This window comes from Streptomyces sp. NPDC054975 (assembly GCF_053609105.1).
The window spans coordinates 43,104-58,810 of sequence record NZ_JBSGWV010000027.1 but is presented as its reverse complement, the minus strand read 5'-3'; the positions used below and the strand labels follow the sequence as shown (position 1 = coordinate 58,810).

16 protein-coding genes are annotated in these 15,707 nt (G+C 71.6%); 10 read left to right on the top strand and 6 right to left on the bottom strand.

What is annotated here, in order from left to right:
* Positions 1–61 precede the first annotated feature (61 nt).
* The 4 genes from miaB to ACWF79_RS22775 form a co-directional block, all read right to left on the bottom strand.
* Positions 62–1,582: a tRNA (N6-isopentenyl adenosine(37)-C2)-methylthiotransferase MiaB gene (miaB, locus tag ACWF79_RS22790; protein WP_453729966.1), complete on the bottom strand. Its 1,521-nt coding sequence runs from the start codon at positions 1,580–1,582 to the stop codon at positions 62–64.
* Positions 1,579–2,313 carry a hypothetical protein gene (locus ACWF79_RS22785; RefSeq protein ID WP_453729965.1) on the bottom strand — a complete coding sequence of 245 codons (735 nt, stop codon included), beginning with the start codon at positions 2,311–2,313 and terminating at the stop codon, positions 1,579–1,581. The genes miaB and ACWF79_RS22785 overlap by 4 nt, the downstream gene beginning before the upstream one ends.
* Before the next feature lie 97 nt (positions 2,314–2,410).
* Positions 2,411–3,409 (bottom strand): 4-hydroxythreonine-4-phosphate dehydrogenase PdxA, encoded by a 999-nt coding sequence (gene pdxA, locus ACWF79_RS22780; RefSeq protein WP_453729964.1) that lies wholly within the window; start codon positions 3,407–3,409, stop codon positions 2,411–2,413.
* Positions 3,406–4,593 (bottom strand): four-carbon acid sugar kinase family protein, encoded by a 1,188-nt coding sequence (locus tag ACWF79_RS22775; RefSeq protein WP_453729963.1) that lies wholly within the window; start codon positions 4,591–4,593, stop codon positions 3,406–3,408. Before ACWF79_RS22775 ends, pdxA begins: the two co-directional genes overlap by 4 nt.
* Before the next feature lie 106 nt (positions 4,594–4,699).
* Between ACWF79_RS22775 and ACWF79_RS22770 the strand changes: the two genes are divergently transcribed.
* Both ACWF79_RS22770 and ACWF79_RS22765 read left to right on the top strand, forming a co-directional pair.
* Positions 4,700–5,581, top strand: coding sequence for a LysR substrate-binding domain-containing protein (locus tag ACWF79_RS22770; RefSeq protein ID WP_453729962.1), 882 nt, complete (start codon positions 4,700–4,702; stop codon positions 5,579–5,581).
* Positions 5,582–5,684: 103 nt separating this feature from the next.
* Positions 5,685–6,683 (top strand): TAXI family TRAP transporter solute-binding subunit, encoded by a 999-nt coding sequence (locus ACWF79_RS22765; protein WP_453729961.1) that lies wholly within the window; start codon positions 5,685–5,687, stop codon positions 6,681–6,683.
* A gap of 115 nt (positions 6,684–6,798) precedes the next feature.
* On the opposite strand, the gene ACWF79_RS22760 is transcribed toward ACWF79_RS22765, so the two are convergent.
* The gene (locus ACWF79_RS22760; protein WP_453729960.1) at positions 6,799–8,196 is read right to left on the bottom strand and encodes a sensor histidine kinase; all 1,398 of its coding nucleotides are present in this window, start codon (positions 8,194–8,196) and stop codon (positions 6,799–6,801) included.
* 15 nt (positions 8,197–8,211) lie between these two features.
* Positions 8,212–8,916: a response regulator transcription factor gene (locus ACWF79_RS22755; RefSeq protein WP_453729959.1), complete on the bottom strand. Its 705-nt coding sequence runs from the start codon at positions 8,914–8,916 to the stop codon at positions 8,212–8,214.
* 276 nt (positions 8,917–9,192) lie between these two features.
* Here ACWF79_RS22755 and ACWF79_RS22750 point away from each other — a divergent pair, with 276 nt between their 5' ends.
* From ACWF79_RS22750 to ACWF79_RS22715, 8 genes are all read left to right on the top strand, one after another.
* The gene (locus tag ACWF79_RS22750) at positions 9,193–9,978 is read left to right on the top strand and encodes an amino acid ABC transporter ATP-binding protein (RefSeq protein WP_453729958.1); all 786 of its coding nucleotides are present in this window, start codon (positions 9,193–9,195) and stop codon (positions 9,976–9,978) included.
* Positions 9,979–10,040: 62 nt separating this feature from the next.
* Complete coding sequence (locus tag ACWF79_RS22745; RefSeq protein WP_453729957.1) at positions 10,041–10,958, top strand: glutamate ABC transporter substrate-binding protein; 918 nt, start codon at positions 10,041–10,043, stop codon at positions 10,956–10,958.
* Between the two features lie 88 nt (positions 10,959–11,046).
* Positions 11,047–11,694: an amino acid ABC transporter permease gene (locus ACWF79_RS22740; protein ID WP_453729956.1), complete on the top strand. Its 648-nt coding sequence runs from the start codon at positions 11,047–11,049 to the stop codon at positions 11,692–11,694.
* A complete protein-coding gene (locus tag ACWF79_RS22735) occupies positions 11,691–12,611 on the top strand; it encodes an amino acid ABC transporter permease (protein ID WP_453729955.1) in 921 nt (306 codons plus the stop codon). Before ACWF79_RS22740 ends, ACWF79_RS22735 begins: the two co-directional genes overlap by 4 nt.
* Before the next feature lie 162 nt (positions 12,612–12,773).
* Positions 12,774–14,474, top strand: a complete 1,701-nt coding sequence (locus tag ACWF79_RS22730; protein ID WP_453729954.1) for an FAD-dependent monooxygenase — start codon at positions 12,774–12,776, stop codon at positions 14,472–14,474.
* 32 nt (positions 14,475–14,506) lie between these two features.
* Entirely contained in the window at positions 14,507–14,593 is an 87-nt protein-coding gene (locus ACWF79_RS22725) for a putative leader peptide (protein ID WP_453729992.1), read from the top strand.
* Positions 14,594–14,683: 90 nt separating this feature from the next.
* Positions 14,684–15,244: a cysteine dioxygenase gene (locus ACWF79_RS22720; protein WP_453729953.1), complete on the top strand. Its 561-nt coding sequence runs from the start codon at positions 14,684–14,686 to the stop codon at positions 15,242–15,244.
* Positions 15,241–15,660, top strand: a complete 420-nt coding sequence (locus ACWF79_RS22715; RefSeq protein ID WP_453729952.1) for a rhodanese-like domain-containing protein — start codon at positions 15,241–15,243, stop codon at positions 15,658–15,660. Before ACWF79_RS22720 ends, ACWF79_RS22715 begins: the two co-directional genes overlap by 4 nt.
* The last annotated feature ends 47 nt before the right edge of the window (positions 15,661–15,707 follow it).

The following is a 15,707-nucleotide window of genomic DNA, read 5'->3' as shown; positions in this document are numbered from 1 at the left end:
GCCTCTCCGAGGGATATGACGGCTGTCGGTGTCGTCCCCGATGTCCGTGACGTCCGTGGTGTCAGTGGCTTCCGCAGGCCGGGGCGGAAGCCGTGGGGAGCGGCTCCGGGACACCGATCTTCGGGAGGCCCAGCAGGACGCCCGCCGGCTTCGCGGCGGCGGCGGTGGTGCGCTTCTCCCAGGCGTCGCCCGCGCGGGTGCGGCGTACCGAGGTCGTCGGGCCTTCGGCGAGCAGGTGGTGCGGGGCGGCGTAGGTGATCTCGACGGTCACCACGTCGCCCGGGCGGACCTCCTGGTCGGGCTTGGTGAAGTGGACGAGCCGGTTGTCGGGGGCGCGGCCGGAGAGGCGGTGGGTGGCGCCGTCCTTGCGGCCCTCGCCCTCGGCGACCATGACCTCCAGGGTCCGGCCGACCTGCTTCTTGTTCTCCTCCCAGGAGATCTCCTCCTGGAGGGCGACGAGACGCTCGTAGCGCGCCTGCACGACCTCCTTCGGGATCTGGCCGTCCATCTCGGCCGCGGGGGTCCCGGGCCGCTTGGAGTACTGGAAGGTGAAGGCGTTGGCGAAGCGGGCCTCGCGGACCGTGTGCATGGTCTGCTCGAAGTCCTCCTCGGTCTCGCCGGGGAAGCCCACGATGATGTCGGTGGAGATGGCGGCGTGCGGGATGGCCGCGCGGACCTTCTCGATGATGCCGAGGAAGCGCTCCTGCCGGTACGAGCGGCGCATGGCCCTCAGGACGGTGTCCGAGCCGGACTGCAGCGGCATGTGCAGCTGCGGCATGACGTTCGGGGTCTCGGCCATCGCGGCGATGACGTCGTCCGTGAAGTCGCGGGGGTGCGGGGAGGTGAAGCGGACCCGCTCCAGGCCCTCGATCTCGCCGCAGGCGCGCAGCAGCTTGGAGAAGGCCTCGCGGTCGCCCAGGTCGGAACCGTACGCGTTGACGTTCTGGCCGAGGAGGGTGATCTCCGAGACGCCCTCGGCGACCAGGGCCTCGATCTCGGCGAGGATGTCGCCGGGACGGCGGTCCTCCTCCTTGCCGCGCAGCGCCGGGACGATGCAGAAGGTGCAGGTGTTGTTGCAGCCGACGGAGATCGAGACCCAGGCGGCGTACGCGGACTCACGGCGGGTGGGCAGCGTGGAGGGGAAGGCCTCCAGCGACTCCGCGATCTCGATCTGGGCCTCTTCCTGGACGCGGGCGCGCTCCAGGAGGACCGGCAGCTTGCCGATGTTGTGCGTGCCGAAGACGACGTCGACCCAGGGGGCCTTCTTGACGATGGTGTCGCGGTCCTTCTGGGCGAGACAGCCGCCGACGGCGATCTGCATGCCCGGGCGCGTGGTCTTCTTGGGCGCGAGCCGGCCGAGGTTGCCGTAGAGCTTGTTGTCGGCGTTCTCGCGGACCGCGCAGGTGTTGAAGACGACGACGTCGGCGTCACCGTCGGAGCCCTCGGGGGCTCGGACGTAGCCGGCGTCCTCCAGCAGACCGGAGAGCCGCTCGGAGTCGTGGACGTTCATCTGGCACCCGTAGGTGCGCACTTCGTAGGTTCGCTGGACGTCCACTGCCTGGCTCCGGTCGCTGCTGGTCATGGAACAAGGGTATGCGGTGCCGGGGATTGCCCGGCCCCGTCCCTCCGCGGTGACGGCGCGGGGTCGCTCCCGGCGGCTTCGAGCGCCGCGCCGAGCTGGGCGGCGAGGGTGCCCGCGTGGGGGCGCAGGGAGCCGTCGAAGGCGGCGGAACCGACGGTGAAGGCGTCGGCTCCGGCGGCCGCCACTGCCTGTATCCGGGCGGTCGTGGTGAGGCTGCCGGCCACGACCAGGCGGCCCGTCGTGGCCGCTCGGGCGGCGCGGACCAGGTCGATCGGGTCCGCGTCCGTGGCCCGGTAGGCGAGGAGGTCGACGCCCGCGCAGCCTGCGGCCTCCGCCCGGCGGCAGTCGTCGGCGATCCGGTCGGGGCCGCCGGCGAGGCGGGTGGGGTGGCCGAGCGGCTCACCCACGAAGGGGAGGTACTCGACGGACGTGCCCGCGAGGAGAGGCAGCGTCTCGTCGATCCAGGTGCCGCCCATGAGCCGGTCGACGCCGAGGTCGATCGCCCGCCGGACGGAGGTGAGCGCCTCGTCACGGGTGGTGCTGACCACTTCGAGGTAGCTGGTGGCGCCGAGCTCCTTGATCTGCCGGTGGAGCCGGGCGAGGGTGGCCGGCTCCACGCCGACGTCCTTGAAGCCGAGGTGGGCGACTCCGAGGCCCCGGACGGCGTCGAGGACGTCGAGGCAGTCCGTGACGGTCCTGTCGTCGCGGGTGAGCATGAAGATGAAGTCCACGGGGTCCTCCGGGTCTGGGGGGGCGTGCGGGGCGGCGGTGGGGACGTGCGAGGGGGGCGCCGGCCTAAGGGGTGGGTGAGGCGGTCTGCGGGCTGGGTCAAGGCGCTGCGGTGGCCAGCTCGTCGGCCTGGTGCAGGGCGGTGAGCAGGCTGGTGTGGTCGGCGGTGCCCCGGCCTGCCAGGTCGAAGGCCGTGCCGTGGTCGACGCTGGTGCGCACGAACGGCAGGCCGATGGTGATGTTGACGCCGTGCTCAAGGCCCAGGTACTTGACCGGTATGAGCCCTTGGTCGTGGTACTGGGCCACAACGGCGTCGAACTCGCCCGCGCGGGCGCGCATGAAGACGGTGTCGGCGGGCCAGGGGCCGCTGGCGTCGATGCCTTCGCGCCGGGCTGCCTGTACGGCCGGTTCGATGATGTCGAGGTCCTCGCGCCCGAAGAGCCCGTTCTCCCCGGCGTGCGGGTTGAGGGCGGCGACGGCGATCCGGGGGCGGTTCCCGGAGGGTCCCGTCGCACGGCCGGCCCGGAGTGTCCGGTCCGTCAGCCGGATGATCTCCAGCTCGCGGGCGGTGGTGAGGGAGTCGATCGCGGTGCGCAGCGACTGGTGGACGGTGACGAGGACGACCCGCAGCTCGTCGTTGGCCATCATCATGGCGTAGTCGCTCGTGCCCGAGAGCGCGGCGAGGATCTCGGTGTGGCCGGGGTAGGGCAGCCCGGCAAGCCCGAGCGCCTCCTTGTTGATCGGTGCGGTGGTGAGGGCGCGGATCTCGCCGCGGAGCGCGAGCTCGATGCCTCGGCGTACGTACCGGAACGAGGCGTCTCCGGCGCGGGCGTCCACCGTGCCGGGCGTCAGGCCCCCGGGGAGCGTGCCCTCGGCGAGGACATCGAGGACCCGAGGGTCATGGGCCGCGTCCGCGACGGAGGCGATCGGTCGCACGGTCAGCTCGGTGTCCGTGATCCGGCAGGCCCGGGTGAGGGCGGCCGGGTCGCCGATGACGACGACCGCGGGACGGCGCAGGGGGTCGGCGTACGCCTTGACCGTGATCTCGGGGCCGATGCCGTTCGGGTCGCCCATGGTGAGGGCGATGGGGAGCGTCATGACGCCGGCCCACCTTCCACGAGGAGGCGGCAGAGCCGGTCGAGTGTGCCGTCGTCTCCGAAGCCGCCCGCCTTGACCAGGACAGGGAGGTGGGGCGGACTGAGGAGCACGCCACGTGCGACCCCTGGTTCGGGTTCGTCGGCCAGGTCGACACCGGCGGCTCCGAGGGCTTCGAGGACCGCCACCGCGGTCTCCCCGCCGGTCAGCACGAGCCCGTCCACCAGGCCGTCCGCCGCCAACTCCCGTACGACGAGGGCAAGCTCGCCGGTCAGCGAACCGGTTGCCGCGCGGCGGGCGTCCGGGGTGTGGACGGCGAGCACGGGTGCGGTGGACCGGCGCAGGGCTCCGAGGGCCTCGGCCGGGGCGTCGGCCGCCTCGACCGAGGCCACGTCCACCCGTGCCCGCAGCCGGTCCAACTGGCGGCGTGTCGCCGGATGCGCGCTGCCGACGACGATCAAGGGGCGCCGCACACGCGGCAGTTCGGGCGGCGGGTCGGCAGGACGACGGGAGTGGTGTCCGGCCAGCGCGGCGGCGAGGCCCGGGGAGCCGACCCAGAGCACGTCGCCCTGCCGGGGCACGGAGGAGACGAGGAGGCCGAGGTCGGCGTCCGTGGCCGCCGAGCAGACGAACACACCTCCCGCGTCGATCAGTTCTGGCAGTTTCCCGAACTGATCCGGCTCGAGGAGCTCCGCTTCGGGCAGCAGCCGGGCGAGGTCGGCGGTACGGACGGGGTGGGCCGGGTCGCGCGCGAAGTCCGTCTCGTGCACCGGCACGCCGTGGACGTGCTGGACCCCGCTGACGGTCGTCCTGCCCTCGGCGGGGAACGCGGGCGCGAGAACGACGGCCCGCCGGCCCGAACCGGCGTGGGCGGCGCGGATCTCGGCCGCCACATGGCCCCGGAGCGTAGAGTCGACGGTCTTGATCAGCAGGTCGGAACCGGCGAACGCGGCGGCGAACCGCCCGGCGAGAGCCACGGCCGAGGCCTCGTCGAGCAGGCGGCTGCCGAGGTCCACGGCGACGACGCCGTCATGGAAGGCCGTGTCCGGCTCGACGGCTCCGGACAGCAGCACCTTCGCCCGTCGCCCCGTCCTGCGGAAGGGCGCCGCGCCGTCGCCCGCACTCGTGAGGTCGTCCGCGAGGACGGCGATGCCCGTCACGGGATGGGCCGGGGGGTTCCGCCTCATGTCTTTCGTCCTCCTCGGAATCGGCGTCACTGACGTCAACCCTGGCGTTCGGGACGCTGGCCGACAAGCGATTCCTTCTCACCCCATCTGTGAGTAGATTTCACGCATGCGCTGGCCCGACCTCCCCCCGCTGAACACGCTGCTCCCCTTCGAGGCGACCGTGCGGCACGCGAGCATGACCCGGGCCGCGCAGGAGCTCCACGTGACCCACGGCGCAGTCAGCCGCCAGATCCAGAATCTGGAGAAGTCCCTCGGCGTCACGCTCTTCGAGCGAGGGACCCGCGCGCTGGGGCCGACCCCCCAGGCGCGTCGGCTCGCGGCCGCCGTCCGGGACGCGCTCGACCAGGTCGACACCGCCGCCCGGGAGGTCTCGGGCCGCGAACGCGGAGGTCCGCTGGCGCTGTCCTGCGAGCCGACCCTGCTGATGCGCTGGCTCATTCCGCGCCTGCCCGACCTCGCCACCGAGGTGCCCGGACTCACCGTGCACCTGTCGGCGGGCGGCGGACCCGTCGCCTTCGACCGGGACCCGGTCGACGTCGCCCTGCGCCGCGACGACTTCCCCGTACCGGCGGACGTGACCCGCTCCCCCCTCTTCCTGGAACGCATCGGTCCGGTCTGCAGCCCGGACGTGGCGGAACGGCTCACGGCCGGAAGCGGCGTGGCCGGTGTGACGATTCTGCACACCAGCACCCGGCCGCGAGCGTGGGCGGACTGGCAGCGCATCACGCGGCGGCGGGTCGATCCCACGGGCGAGCAGACCTTCGAGCACTTCTACCTGGCGCTGCAGGCGGCCGTCGCCGGCGTCGGCATGGCCATCGGTCCGTACGCGCTGGTCCACGACGACCTGATGAGCGGGCAGCTCGTGGCACCCTTCGGCCTGGTCGAGGACGGCACCGGATACCACCTGCTCAGCCCGCGGCCGCCCGCACGGGACGAGCGGATCGCCGCCCTGCTGGCCTGGTTGCGGGCCCAGGCGACCGGGCTGTGACACCGGCCGGCAGCAAGAGTCGCCGCCCCCTCCACGCGCGCGTGAAGCAGCACACCGGAGCCCGCCCTGGCCAGGGTGGGGATCGAGCTGGCAGGATCGCGCCATGCTCGCCTCGTACTCCCGTACCGCCCGCCGCCGCCTTCTCCAGGTGTCGGCGGCGGTTCTCGTGGTGTGCGGGCTGCTGGTCTGGTGGCTGGTTCCTTTCGGTACACCGGCGCCGAGCGGGCGGGTCACGTTCAGTACGGGCGTGCCTACCGGGGTCTACCAGCGCTACGGCGACCTGCTCCGGCAGGCTCTCGCCGCCGATCTGCCGGACGTGTCGATAACCCTGAAGAACAGCGAGGGCTCCCAGCAGAACCTCGCCCGCCTGGCCTCCGGCGAAGCGGATTTCACCGTGGCGACGGCCGACGCGGTGGCCCAGTACCAGCGCGACCGCAAGCCGGGCCACGACCGGCTGCGCGGCTCCGCCCGCCTCTACGACGACTACGTCCAGCTCGTCGTCCGCAAGGAGTCGTCCGTGCGGTCCGTAGCCGACCTGCGCGGGCTGCGGGTCGGCGTCGGGCAGAAGGGCTCCGGGGTCCGGCTCATCGCGGACCGGGTCCTCGCGGCGGGCGGTCTCGCCCCCGACGCCGACGTCGAGCCGGTCTCGGCCGGCATCGACACCATGCCCGGCCTGCTGGAGCGCGGGCAGCTGGACGCGTTCTTCTGGTCGGGCGGCCTGCCCACCCAGGCCGTCCAGGAGCTGTCCGAGCGCCTTCCGGTCCGCCTGATCCCGCTCGACGCCGCCCTGGTGGACAGGGTCCACGACGCGGGCGAGTCGACGCGCCACTACCGCTCCGCCGTCATCCCGCCGGACGCCTACGCCCTGGCCCAGGACGGGCAGCAGGTGCCGACCCTTGCCGTGGCGAACCTGCTCGTGACGACGGACGCGACGGATCCGGCGCTGGTGGAGGGTTTCACCCGCACCGTGATCAACAGCCGGGACGCGATCGGCCGCCAGGTCCACCCGGCGCAACTGGTGGACCTCCGCACCGCGATCTACACGGAGCCCCTCTCCCTCCACGAGGGCGCCCGCCGCTACTACCGCTCCGTGAAGCCGTAGGTCGCGTCCGGAAAGTCGGCCTGGCTCGCGACGTCCTTCGGGCGGACGGCTCTCCTTTCCGGACACCCCCTAGGCGCCCCCGGGACGACCAAGCGCCCAGGCCCCCGACCCCGCCTCACCGCCCCTGCGGCGCCGTCCTCGGCACCGTGAGCGTCACGCGCAGCCCGTGCGGCTCGTGCGGCGCGTAGGCGATCGAGCCACCGCCGGCCGCGAGGAGGACCCGGGAGATCGACAGGCCGAGGCCCGAGCCCTTGATGTTCTGGTGGCGGTTGCTGCGCCAGAAGCGGTCGCCGACCCGGTCGAGCTCCTCCTCCGTGAGCCCCGGCCCACGGTCCGCCACCACGATCGTGCAGCTGTCGCCCTCCGAGGCCACGGCGACCGTGACCTTCTCTCCCTCCGGGGTGAACTTCAGCGCGTTGTCGATCACCGCGTCGAGCGCGCTGGAGAGGGCCACCGGGTCCGCCCAGGCCGTCACCGCCCGCAGCTCCCCTTCGAGCCGTACACCCTTCTCGTCGGCGAGCGGTCGCCAGGCGGCGATCCGCTCGGCCGCGAGCGCACCGATGTCGGTGAGGCGCAGATCCGCGGCGGCGTGCTCGGCGAGCGCGAGGTCCAGCAGGTCGTCGAGGACCTGTGCCAATCGCTTGCCCTCGGTGCGGACGGAGGCGATCTCCTCATTCCCTTCCGGGAGTTCGAGGGCGAGCAGCTCGATCCGGAGCAGCAGTGCGGACAGCGGGTTGCGCAACTGGTGGGAGGCGTCGGCGACGAAGGCCCGCTGCTGCTCCAGGACGTCCTCGACGTTGTCGGCCATCTCGTTGAACGAGTGGGCCAGGCGGCGCAGTTCGGGCGGCCCTCCAGCAGCCGCGACCCGGGACTTCATCCGCCCCGTGGCGATGTCGTGGGTGACCGAGTCCAGGACGCGGACCGGCCGCAACACCCAGCCGGTGAGCCGGAAGGCCGCGCCGACGGCGACCAGCATCGCCGCGAACTCGCCGGCCGCGATGATCAGCCAGCCCCTCAGGATGCGCGAGCGCAGCTGCCCGGTGGGCGAGTCGGTCACCACGACGGCGACGACGTCACCGTCCCGTACGACCGGCGAGGCGATCGTGAGGCGGGCGTCGCGCTGCCACGGCCACACCTGGGGCGGGTCGTGGCTGCGGCGCCCGAGCAGGGACTCGTTGAAGGCGCGGCGCCCCTCCCCCTCGTACGGTACGACCCAGTCCGCGGGCGCGGCGGCCATGGCCCGGTTGTCGCGGTAGAAGATGCCCGTCCGGATGCCGTAGACGTCGTGGTAGCTGGCCAGTTCGCCGCGGAGGGTGGTCCGGCGCTCGTCGACGGTCGGTTCGGACTCGCCGACGAACTGGGCGAGCGCGGCGAAGCGGGCCTCGTCGTCGAGCCGGTCCACGACCACGCGCTGCTGCTCGGCCGCGGCGAGGCTCGCCGCGAGCGGGAAACCCAGGGCGAGGAGCACCCCGGCCATCAGCACGAGGAGGAGCGGGAGGAGACGTGTGCGCACGAAGGACCCGGGCGGCTAGGCGGCGGGGGCGACCAGGCGGTAGCCGACGCCGCGCACGGTCTCGATCAGGGCGGGCATCGCGAGCTTGGAGCGGAGCGAGGCCACGTGCACCTCGAGGGTGCGTCCGGTCCCTTCCCAGTTGGTACGCCAGACCTCGCTGATGATCTGCTCGCGCCGGAAGACCACACCGGGCCGCTGGGCGAGCAGGGCGAGCAGGTCGAACTCCTTGCGGGTGAGCGGCACGGGCGCACCGTCGACGCTGACCCGGCGGGTGGGCAGCTCGATGACGACCGAACCGAGCCGCAGCGCGGTGTCCTCGCCGGCCGCGCCGGCCTCGTCGCCGGCGACGGTGCGCCGGCTGACGGCGTGGATCCGGGCGAGCAGTTCCCCGGTGTCGTACGGCTTGACCACGTAGTCGTCGGCCCCGAGGTTGAGGCCGTGTATCCGGGACCGTACGTCGGCGCGCGCCGTCACCATGATCACGGGGGTGGTGGTGAGCTTACGGATCCGGCCACAGACCTGGTAGCCGTCCTGGTCGGGCAGGCCGAGGTCGAGCAGGATCACCCCGAACGAAGGGCGCTCGCCGTGCGCGGCGGGCAGCACCGCCTGAAGGGCCTCCTCGCCGTTGCGGGCGTGGGTGACCGTGAAGCCGTGTTTGGCCAGTACGGCGGACAGGGCCGCGGCTACGTGATCGTCGTCCTCGACGAGCAGGAGTCTCATGGCCCCCCTCCGGTGGCTCGGTGATCGCGGGTCCGCGATCTCCTGATGGCTATCTGTGTACCAGGGCATGAACGCCGATGGTCGGCGTCACAGTCAAGTCTCCCCCCGTTGGGCCGGGGTTTAGTTATGGACCCGGTACGCCACCGGGCACCCTCTTCACGCAATGTGTCCGGTTGAGGCCGTATCGTTATCCTCAATTTCCGCTCAGATGTAATGACGCTCGTCGTACGGCGTGCCTAGTGTCCTCCCAACCGAGGAGGACGGAGCAAGAAGCCGATGAGCGGAGTGTCAGTGACCAAGGGCTCGGAAGACGCCGTAGCGGCGGCGGGCGACCTGGTCGTGCTGTCCAACGTGAACAAGCACTTCGGCGCGCTGCATGTGCTCCAGGACATCGACCTGACCATCGCCCGTGGCGAGGTCGTGGTCGTGATCGGGCCCTCGGGGTCCGGCAAGTCCACACTGTGTCGCACCATCAACCGCCTGGAGACGATCGACTCCGGAGCCATCACGATCGACAACCGGCCGCTGCCCCAGGAGGGCAAGGAGCTGGCCCGGCTGCGCGCCGACGTCGGCATGGTCTTCCAGTCCTTCAATCTCTTCGCGCACAAGACCGTGCTCGAGAACGTGATGCTGGGCCAGGTCAAGGTCCGCAAGACGGAGAAGAAGGCGGCCGAGACCAAGGCCCGCGCCCTGCTCGACCGAGTGGGTGTCGGCACCCAGGCGGACAAGTACCCGGCGCAGCTCTCCGGTGGCCAGCAGCAGCGCGTGGCGATCGCCCGGGCGTTGGCGATGGACCCGAAGGTCATGCTGTTCGACGAGCCGACCTCGGCGCTCGACCCCGAGATGATCAACGAGGTCCTCGAGGTCATGCAGCAGCTGGCGCGGGACGGCATGACCATGGTCGTGGTCACCCACGAGATGGGATTCGCACGGTCCGCCGCCAACCGCGTGGTGTTCATGGCCGACGGCAAGATCGTCGAGCAGGCCACGCCGGACGAGTTCTTCAGCAACCCGCGCAGCGACCGGGCCAAGGACTTCCTTTCGAAAATCCTGCACCACTGACGACGGTCAGCCCGCATGATTCACCTGCCGATCAACAACCCACGAATCAAGGGATGTTCACCATGAAGCTCCGCAAGTCCGCGGCCGTGGCCGTCGCCGTACTCGCGCTCACCGCGACCGCCTGCGGTGGCAAGGAGGGCTCGGCCGGCGACAAGCCCGCCGTGAAGCCCGGCGATTCGAGCGCGCCGCAGCTCCCCAAGTACATCGTCGCCACCGACGTGAAGCTGGAGTCTCCGACCTTCAAGAAGGCGCAGGAGCGCGGCAAGCTGCTCATCGGCTCCAAGGCCGACCAGCCCTACCTCGGCTTCGAGGACCAGGCCACCAAGGAGCGGTCCGGCTTCGACGTCGAGATCGCCAAGATGATCGCGGCGGGTCTCGGCTTCTCCGAGGACAAGATCGAGTGGGAGACCATCGACTCCAAGTCCCGTGAGTCGACGATCTCGGCGGGCAAGATCGACTACTACGTCGGTACGTACACGATCAACGACAAGCGCAAGGCGCAGGTCGGCTTCGCGGGTCCGTACTACAAGGCCGGCGCCGACCTCCTGGTCCGCAAGGACGAGACCTCGATCACCGGCCCGCAGTCCGTCAAGGGCAAGAAGGTCTGCTCCATCACGGGCTCCACCCCGCTGCAGGAGATCAAGAAGCCCGAGTACGGCGCCCAGACCGTCGAGCTCGGCAAGTACTCCGACTGCGTGCAGCAGCTGCTCACCAAGCAGGTCGACGCCGTCACCACCGACGACGCGATCCTCAAGGGCTACGCCGCCGCCAACGCCGGCAAGCTCAAGGTCGTGGGCAAGCCGTTCACCGAGGAGCCCTACGGCATCGGCATGAACAAGGACGACAAGGCCCTGCGCGACAAGATCAGCGACATCCTCGAGGCGAACATCAAGGACGGCACGTACAAGAAGATCTACGAGGCGACTCTGGGTCTGTCCGGCTCCACCTACACCGAGCCGCCGGCGCTCGTCCGCTACTGATCCTCGCCTGAAGTCGAGCGCCCCGTACGGGAGTACGGGGCGCCGCTCCTCCTGCCCGTAAGCCGCTGACCGCCGACGCGGAGACCTCATGAACGTACTGCTCGACCATTTCCCGGAGTTCCGCGACGGCTTCATAGGAACCGTGTCGATCACCGCCGTCAGTTCGGCCATCGCACTGGTCCTCGGCATCATCGTCGCCGGCTTCCGCGTCTCGCCGGTCCCGCCCCTGCGCCTCTTCGGGACCGCCTGGGTGACGCTGCTGCGCAACACCCCCCTGACGCTGCTCTTCCTCGTCTCGTTCTTCGTCGTCCCGGAGATCCTGTTCCCGGGTATGAGCCCCTTCGTGCTCGGCTCGCTCGCGCTGGGCTTCTACACCTCCGCGTTCATCTGCGAGGCGGTCCGCTCCGGCATCAGCACGGTGCCGATCGGGCAGGCGGAGGCCGCCCGATCGCTCGGCATGACCTTCTCGCAGACGCTGCGGATGATCGTGCTGCCGCAGGCGACCCGGACCGTTCTGCCCCCGCTGAGCTCGATCTTCATCGCGCTCACCAAGAACTCGGCCATCGCGGGCGCGTTCAGTGTCACCGAGCTCTTCGGCTGGCAGACGCTGATGAGCGAGCAGGGCTACGCCATCGGCCCGATCTTCCTGTGGGTGGCAGCCGCCTACCTGGTCGTCACCTTCACCATCAGCGGGATCTTCCGTCTCCTTGAGCGCCGCCTGGAGGTCGCCCGATGAGTGCCAGCGTTCTCTTCGACACCCCGGGCCCCAAGGCGCGTGCCCGCAACCGGATCTACGCCGTCGTGGGCACCCTCGCCATCGTCGCGCTGCTCGCCGTGAGCGTGGTCCGGCTTGCGGACAAGGGGCATCTCGACCCCGCGATGTGGGACATCTTCAACTACGCGGGCATCCGGCAGAACATCGCCGACGCCCTCGTCGCCACCCTGAAGGCGTTCGGTCTCGCGGCCGTCGGCTCGCTCGTCCTCGGAGTGCTGCTCGCCGTCGCCCGGCTCTCCGACCACACGCCCGTCCGCGTGGTGGCCACCGGCTTCATCGAGGTCTTCCGCTCCATCCCGCTGCTGATCACGATCTACGCGGTGTGGTTCGCCTTCCTGATCGACTACTCGCTGTGGGCGCTGGCCATCGGCCTGTCGATCTACAACGGCTGCGTCCAGGCCGAGGTGCTCCGCGCCGGCGTGAACTCCGTGCCGAAGGGGCAGCGCGAGGCCGCGTACGCCCTGGGCATGAGCAAGACGCAGGTCATGACGACGGTCCTGATGCCGCAGGCCGTCCGGGCGATGCTGCCGACGATCATCAGCCAGCTGGTGGTCACCCTGAAGGACACCTCGCTCGGCTTCGTGATCCTCTACCCCGAGCTGCTGTACTCGGCCCGCCTGATCGCCTCCAACACGCAGGTCAACGGCCAGTACCCGTACGTCTCCACCATCGTGGTCTTCGGCGCCATCTACATCGCGCTGTGTCTGGCGCTGTCCGCCCTCGCCACCTGGATCGAGAAGCGGGGCCGCCGGGCCAAGACGGGGATCGCGGTGCACGCGGCCGCCGAGCCGGCCGAGGCACCCGGCGTCCTCGACGACGCGCCGCCCACGGATGACAGGGCGAACGGCGCCGACGGGCCCGGTATCTCGAAGAACTGACAGTATGTGACATCATCCGGGGGCAGTGGCGTCGCGCCGCTGCCCCCGTCGCTTGACGCAAGCACCCGCAATGGGTTGCATACGTTCTGTGATCACGCACCGGGCTCGCGCCACACTTCGCTGTGCTACCCGCATGACCGAACGGCCTTCAGGAGCCGCGCCGTGGACCCGGTGATCATCGTCGGCGCGGGGCCCGTGGGCCTCGCGCTCTCCCTTGCTCTGGCCTCGCAGGGAGTACCCAGCGTCGTCCTCGACGAGGGCCCCGGCAAGGAGGATCCGCGCCCCGCCCGAACGGTCGTGCTGCGCGCGGACATGGCCGCGATGGTCGAGCGGCTCGGCTGCACCACCCTGCGTGACGAGGGGGTCCGGTGGGTCGGCTGGCGCTCCGTGCGACGCAGGCAACAGATGAGGCACATCGAACTCAGTCTCGGTCTGGGCGAAACGGAGAGTGACGACGAGGGCGGTCCGGCGGCCCCGCTGCACATCCCGCAGCACGCCCTCGCGCGCGGTCTGCGCGACGCGATCGCCGGACAGGAGCTCATCCAACTCGTCAGCGACGCCCGCCTCGACACGATCGAGCAGGACGCGCGCGGAGTCACGGCGCACACCCGCGCCGCCGGTTCAGGATCGGGCGGGACCTGGTGGCGCGGCAGCCATCTGGTCGGCTGCGACGGCGCCCGCTCCACGGTGCGGAAGCTGCTCTCGATCCGCTTCCCCGGACGTACGGCGGTGGAACGGCACGCGGTGGCCGCTCTGCGCACCGAACTCCCCTGGCCCGGCGAGGCCCTGTTGCACCGTCAGCCGCCCTGGCGGGGCGGTGGCGAGGAGGTCACGGCGCGCCCCCTGCCCGACGGCGTCTGGCGGATCGACTGGCTGCTGCCGGCGCGCGGCGACCTCGTCACGCCGGACGCACTCGTCACCAAGATCCGCGACACCCTGGCCGGCTGGTGCGGCGGGGCGACTCCGCCGTACGAGTTGATCGACACCGGAGTCCACACGCTGCACCACCGGCTCGCGCGGCGCTGGCGCGTCGACCGGGTGTTCCTCGCGGGCGACGCCGCCCATCTGCTGGGCGCGGTCGGCACGCAGGGGCTCGACGAGGGGCTGCGGGACGCGGACAACCTGGCCTGGAAGCTCGCGTACGCCTGGCACCACGGGGCCTCGGACACGCTGCTCGACAGCTATCAGAGCGAGCGGCGGGCCGCCGTCGCCTCCCGGCTGCGCGCCGCCGACCAGTCGCTTCCGGTGCTGCGGGGCGGCGGGGGCCTGCGGACGTACCTGCCCGGTGGATCCCGCAGCCACGACGCGCTGTTGACGGACGGTCACCTCGGGCGCGGCCCGCTGGGGGCGCCGCCCTCGTACCCGCACTCCCCCCTCGCACCCCAGGACGCCGGTGCGTCACGGAGCGCGCTGGCCACGGGGGCGGGCGCGCCGGTCGAGGACGTACGCGTGACGGCTCCGGACGGCACGACCGTACGGCTCAGGGACCGGCTCGGGCAGGGGCGGCTCCTCGTGGTGCTCGTGGCGCCCGGGACGGGCGTGTGGGACCGGCGGCACTGGGTGAGCGCGGGCGTGATGCCACGGCTCGCGGAGGCGGTACGGGCCCTGCCGGTGAAGGCGGAGCTGCTCGTGACGGAGGCGTACCCGGGCGCGGTCGCCCACACGGTCCTGCTCGTACGTCCGGACGGGCACCTGGTCGCCTCGTTCCCGGGGGTCCGGCCGGACGAGCTGTACGCGGCGGCGGACGCGACCCGGGGCGGGAAGGCCGAGCCGGCGGCGAGCGAGGCGGCCGGGAGCGGCGCCCCGCGGAGGGAGATCTCACGGGGGGCCACGCCGAGCGACCGCACAGCGGACATCAATTGACCCTCGCGGGCGCACATGGTGTACTCCGGAGCGTGACCGACACCGATGTGCGCCTGTGGCGGAGGGTCCATGTGGATCTCCTCCGTTTCGCGGGCTGCGTGTGTCGCCCGTCCTGCTGAATTCGCCCCTCCCCTCGCGTGATTCCGGCCGCCGACCGACGTCGGCGTGGCCGTCGCGCGTCTTTCCGCGAACCTCCAGGACGGTCTTCCGTGTCCCAGCGTGTCCCCCCTTCCTCCGTCGTACCCTCCGCCGCGCCTTCCGGCCGCTCTTCCGCCGCCGCGCCCACGGCGGCGGACCTTCTGGACTTCGTCCGTCGGACGGCGGCGGACGACGAACTGATCGACTCCCTTCCCCTCGACCCCGAGGGCCGTACGTGGGTGCGGCTCGACGGTCCCGGCGGCATCGAGGCCTGGCTGATCGGCTGGCCGCCCGGCACGGGCACGGGCTGGCACGACCACGCCGAGTCGCACGGCGCCTTCACCACGGCGCGCGGCGCGCTGCGGGAGAGCTCCCTTGCGGTGCGGCTGCCGTCCGGGGGCTGGAAGACCCTGGAACTGGCCGACGGTGTCGACCGGGAGCGGCGCCTGCCGGCGGGCAGGGGACGGGCGTTCGGGCAGCACCATGTGCACGAGGTGCTCAACGACTCCCCCGACAGCCACGCCGTGTCGGTCCACGCGTACTATCCGCCGCTCCCGTTGATCCGGCGTTTCAGCCGGTCGGGCGCGGTGCTCCGTCTTGAGCAGGTCGAGCGTCCGGAGGACTGGCAGTGAGTGAGCAGCGGGCAGGCGAGCGGGTGGGGATCGACGAGCTCCTCGAGCGGGTCAGGTCGGGGCTGGACCGGATCGAGCCCCGCGCGGCCCACGAGGCGTACGAGGCGGGTGACGCGCTTCTGGTCGACACCCGGTACGCGGCGCTGCGCGAGCGGGACGGGCTGATTCCCGGCGCGCTGATCGTGGAGCGCAATGAACTGGAGTGGCGGCTCGACCCGTTGGGCAGCCACCGCGCCCCGCAGGCGGACAGCCATGACCTGCGGGTGGTGGTGTTCTGCAACGAGGGGTACGCGTCCTCGCTGGCGGCGGCGTCCCTACGGCAGTTGGGGCTGCACCGGGCGACGGACGTGATCGGCGGCTTCCAGGCCTGGAAGGAGGCGGGCCTCCCGGTCCTGCTGCCGGGGACGACGGGCTGACCGAGGGCCCACACGCAAGCGCTCCCTCTGCGCGCCGGGCGCACGAC

Bases quoted from the DNA above. Each gene is read 5' to 3' on its own strand.
- ACWF79_RS22755 (WP_453729959.1), bottom strand. From the start codon at position 8,916: ATGAGACTCCTGCTCGTCGAGGACGACGATCACGTAGCCGCGGCCCTG.
- pdxA (WP_453729964.1), bottom strand. From the start codon at position 3,409: ATGACGCTCCCCATCGCCCTCACCATGGGCGACCCGAACGGCATCGGC.
- ACWF79_RS22745 (WP_453729957.1), top strand. From the start codon at position 10,041: ATGAAGCTCCGCAAGTCCGCGGCCGTGGCCGTCGCCGTACTCGCGCTC.
- ACWF79_RS22740 (WP_453729956.1), top strand. From the start codon at position 11,047: ATGAACGTACTGCTCGACCATTTCCCGGAGTTCCGCGACGGCTTCATA.
- ACWF79_RS22765 (WP_453729961.1), top strand. From the start codon at position 5,685: ATGCTCGCCTCGTACTCCCGTACCGCCCGCCGCCGCCTTCTCCAGGTG.
- ACWF79_RS22750 (WP_453729958.1), top strand. From the start codon at position 9,193: ATGAGCGGAGTGTCAGTGACCAAGGGCTCGGAAGACGCCGTAGCGGCG.
- ACWF79_RS22775 (WP_453729963.1), bottom strand. From the start codon at position 4,593: ATGAGGCGGAACCCCCCGGCCCATCCCGTGACGGGCATCGCCGTCCTC.
- ACWF79_RS22770 (WP_453729962.1), top strand. From the start codon at position 4,700: ATGCGCTGGCCCGACCTCCCCCCGCTGAACACGCTGCTCCCCTTCGAG.
- ACWF79_RS22735 (WP_453729955.1), top strand. From the start codon at position 11,691: ATGAGTGCCAGCGTTCTCTTCGACACCCCGGGCCCCAAGGCGCGTGCC.
- miaB (WP_453729966.1), bottom strand. From the start codon at position 1,582: ATGACCAGCAGCGACCGGAGCCAGGCAGTGGACGTCCAGCGAACCTAC.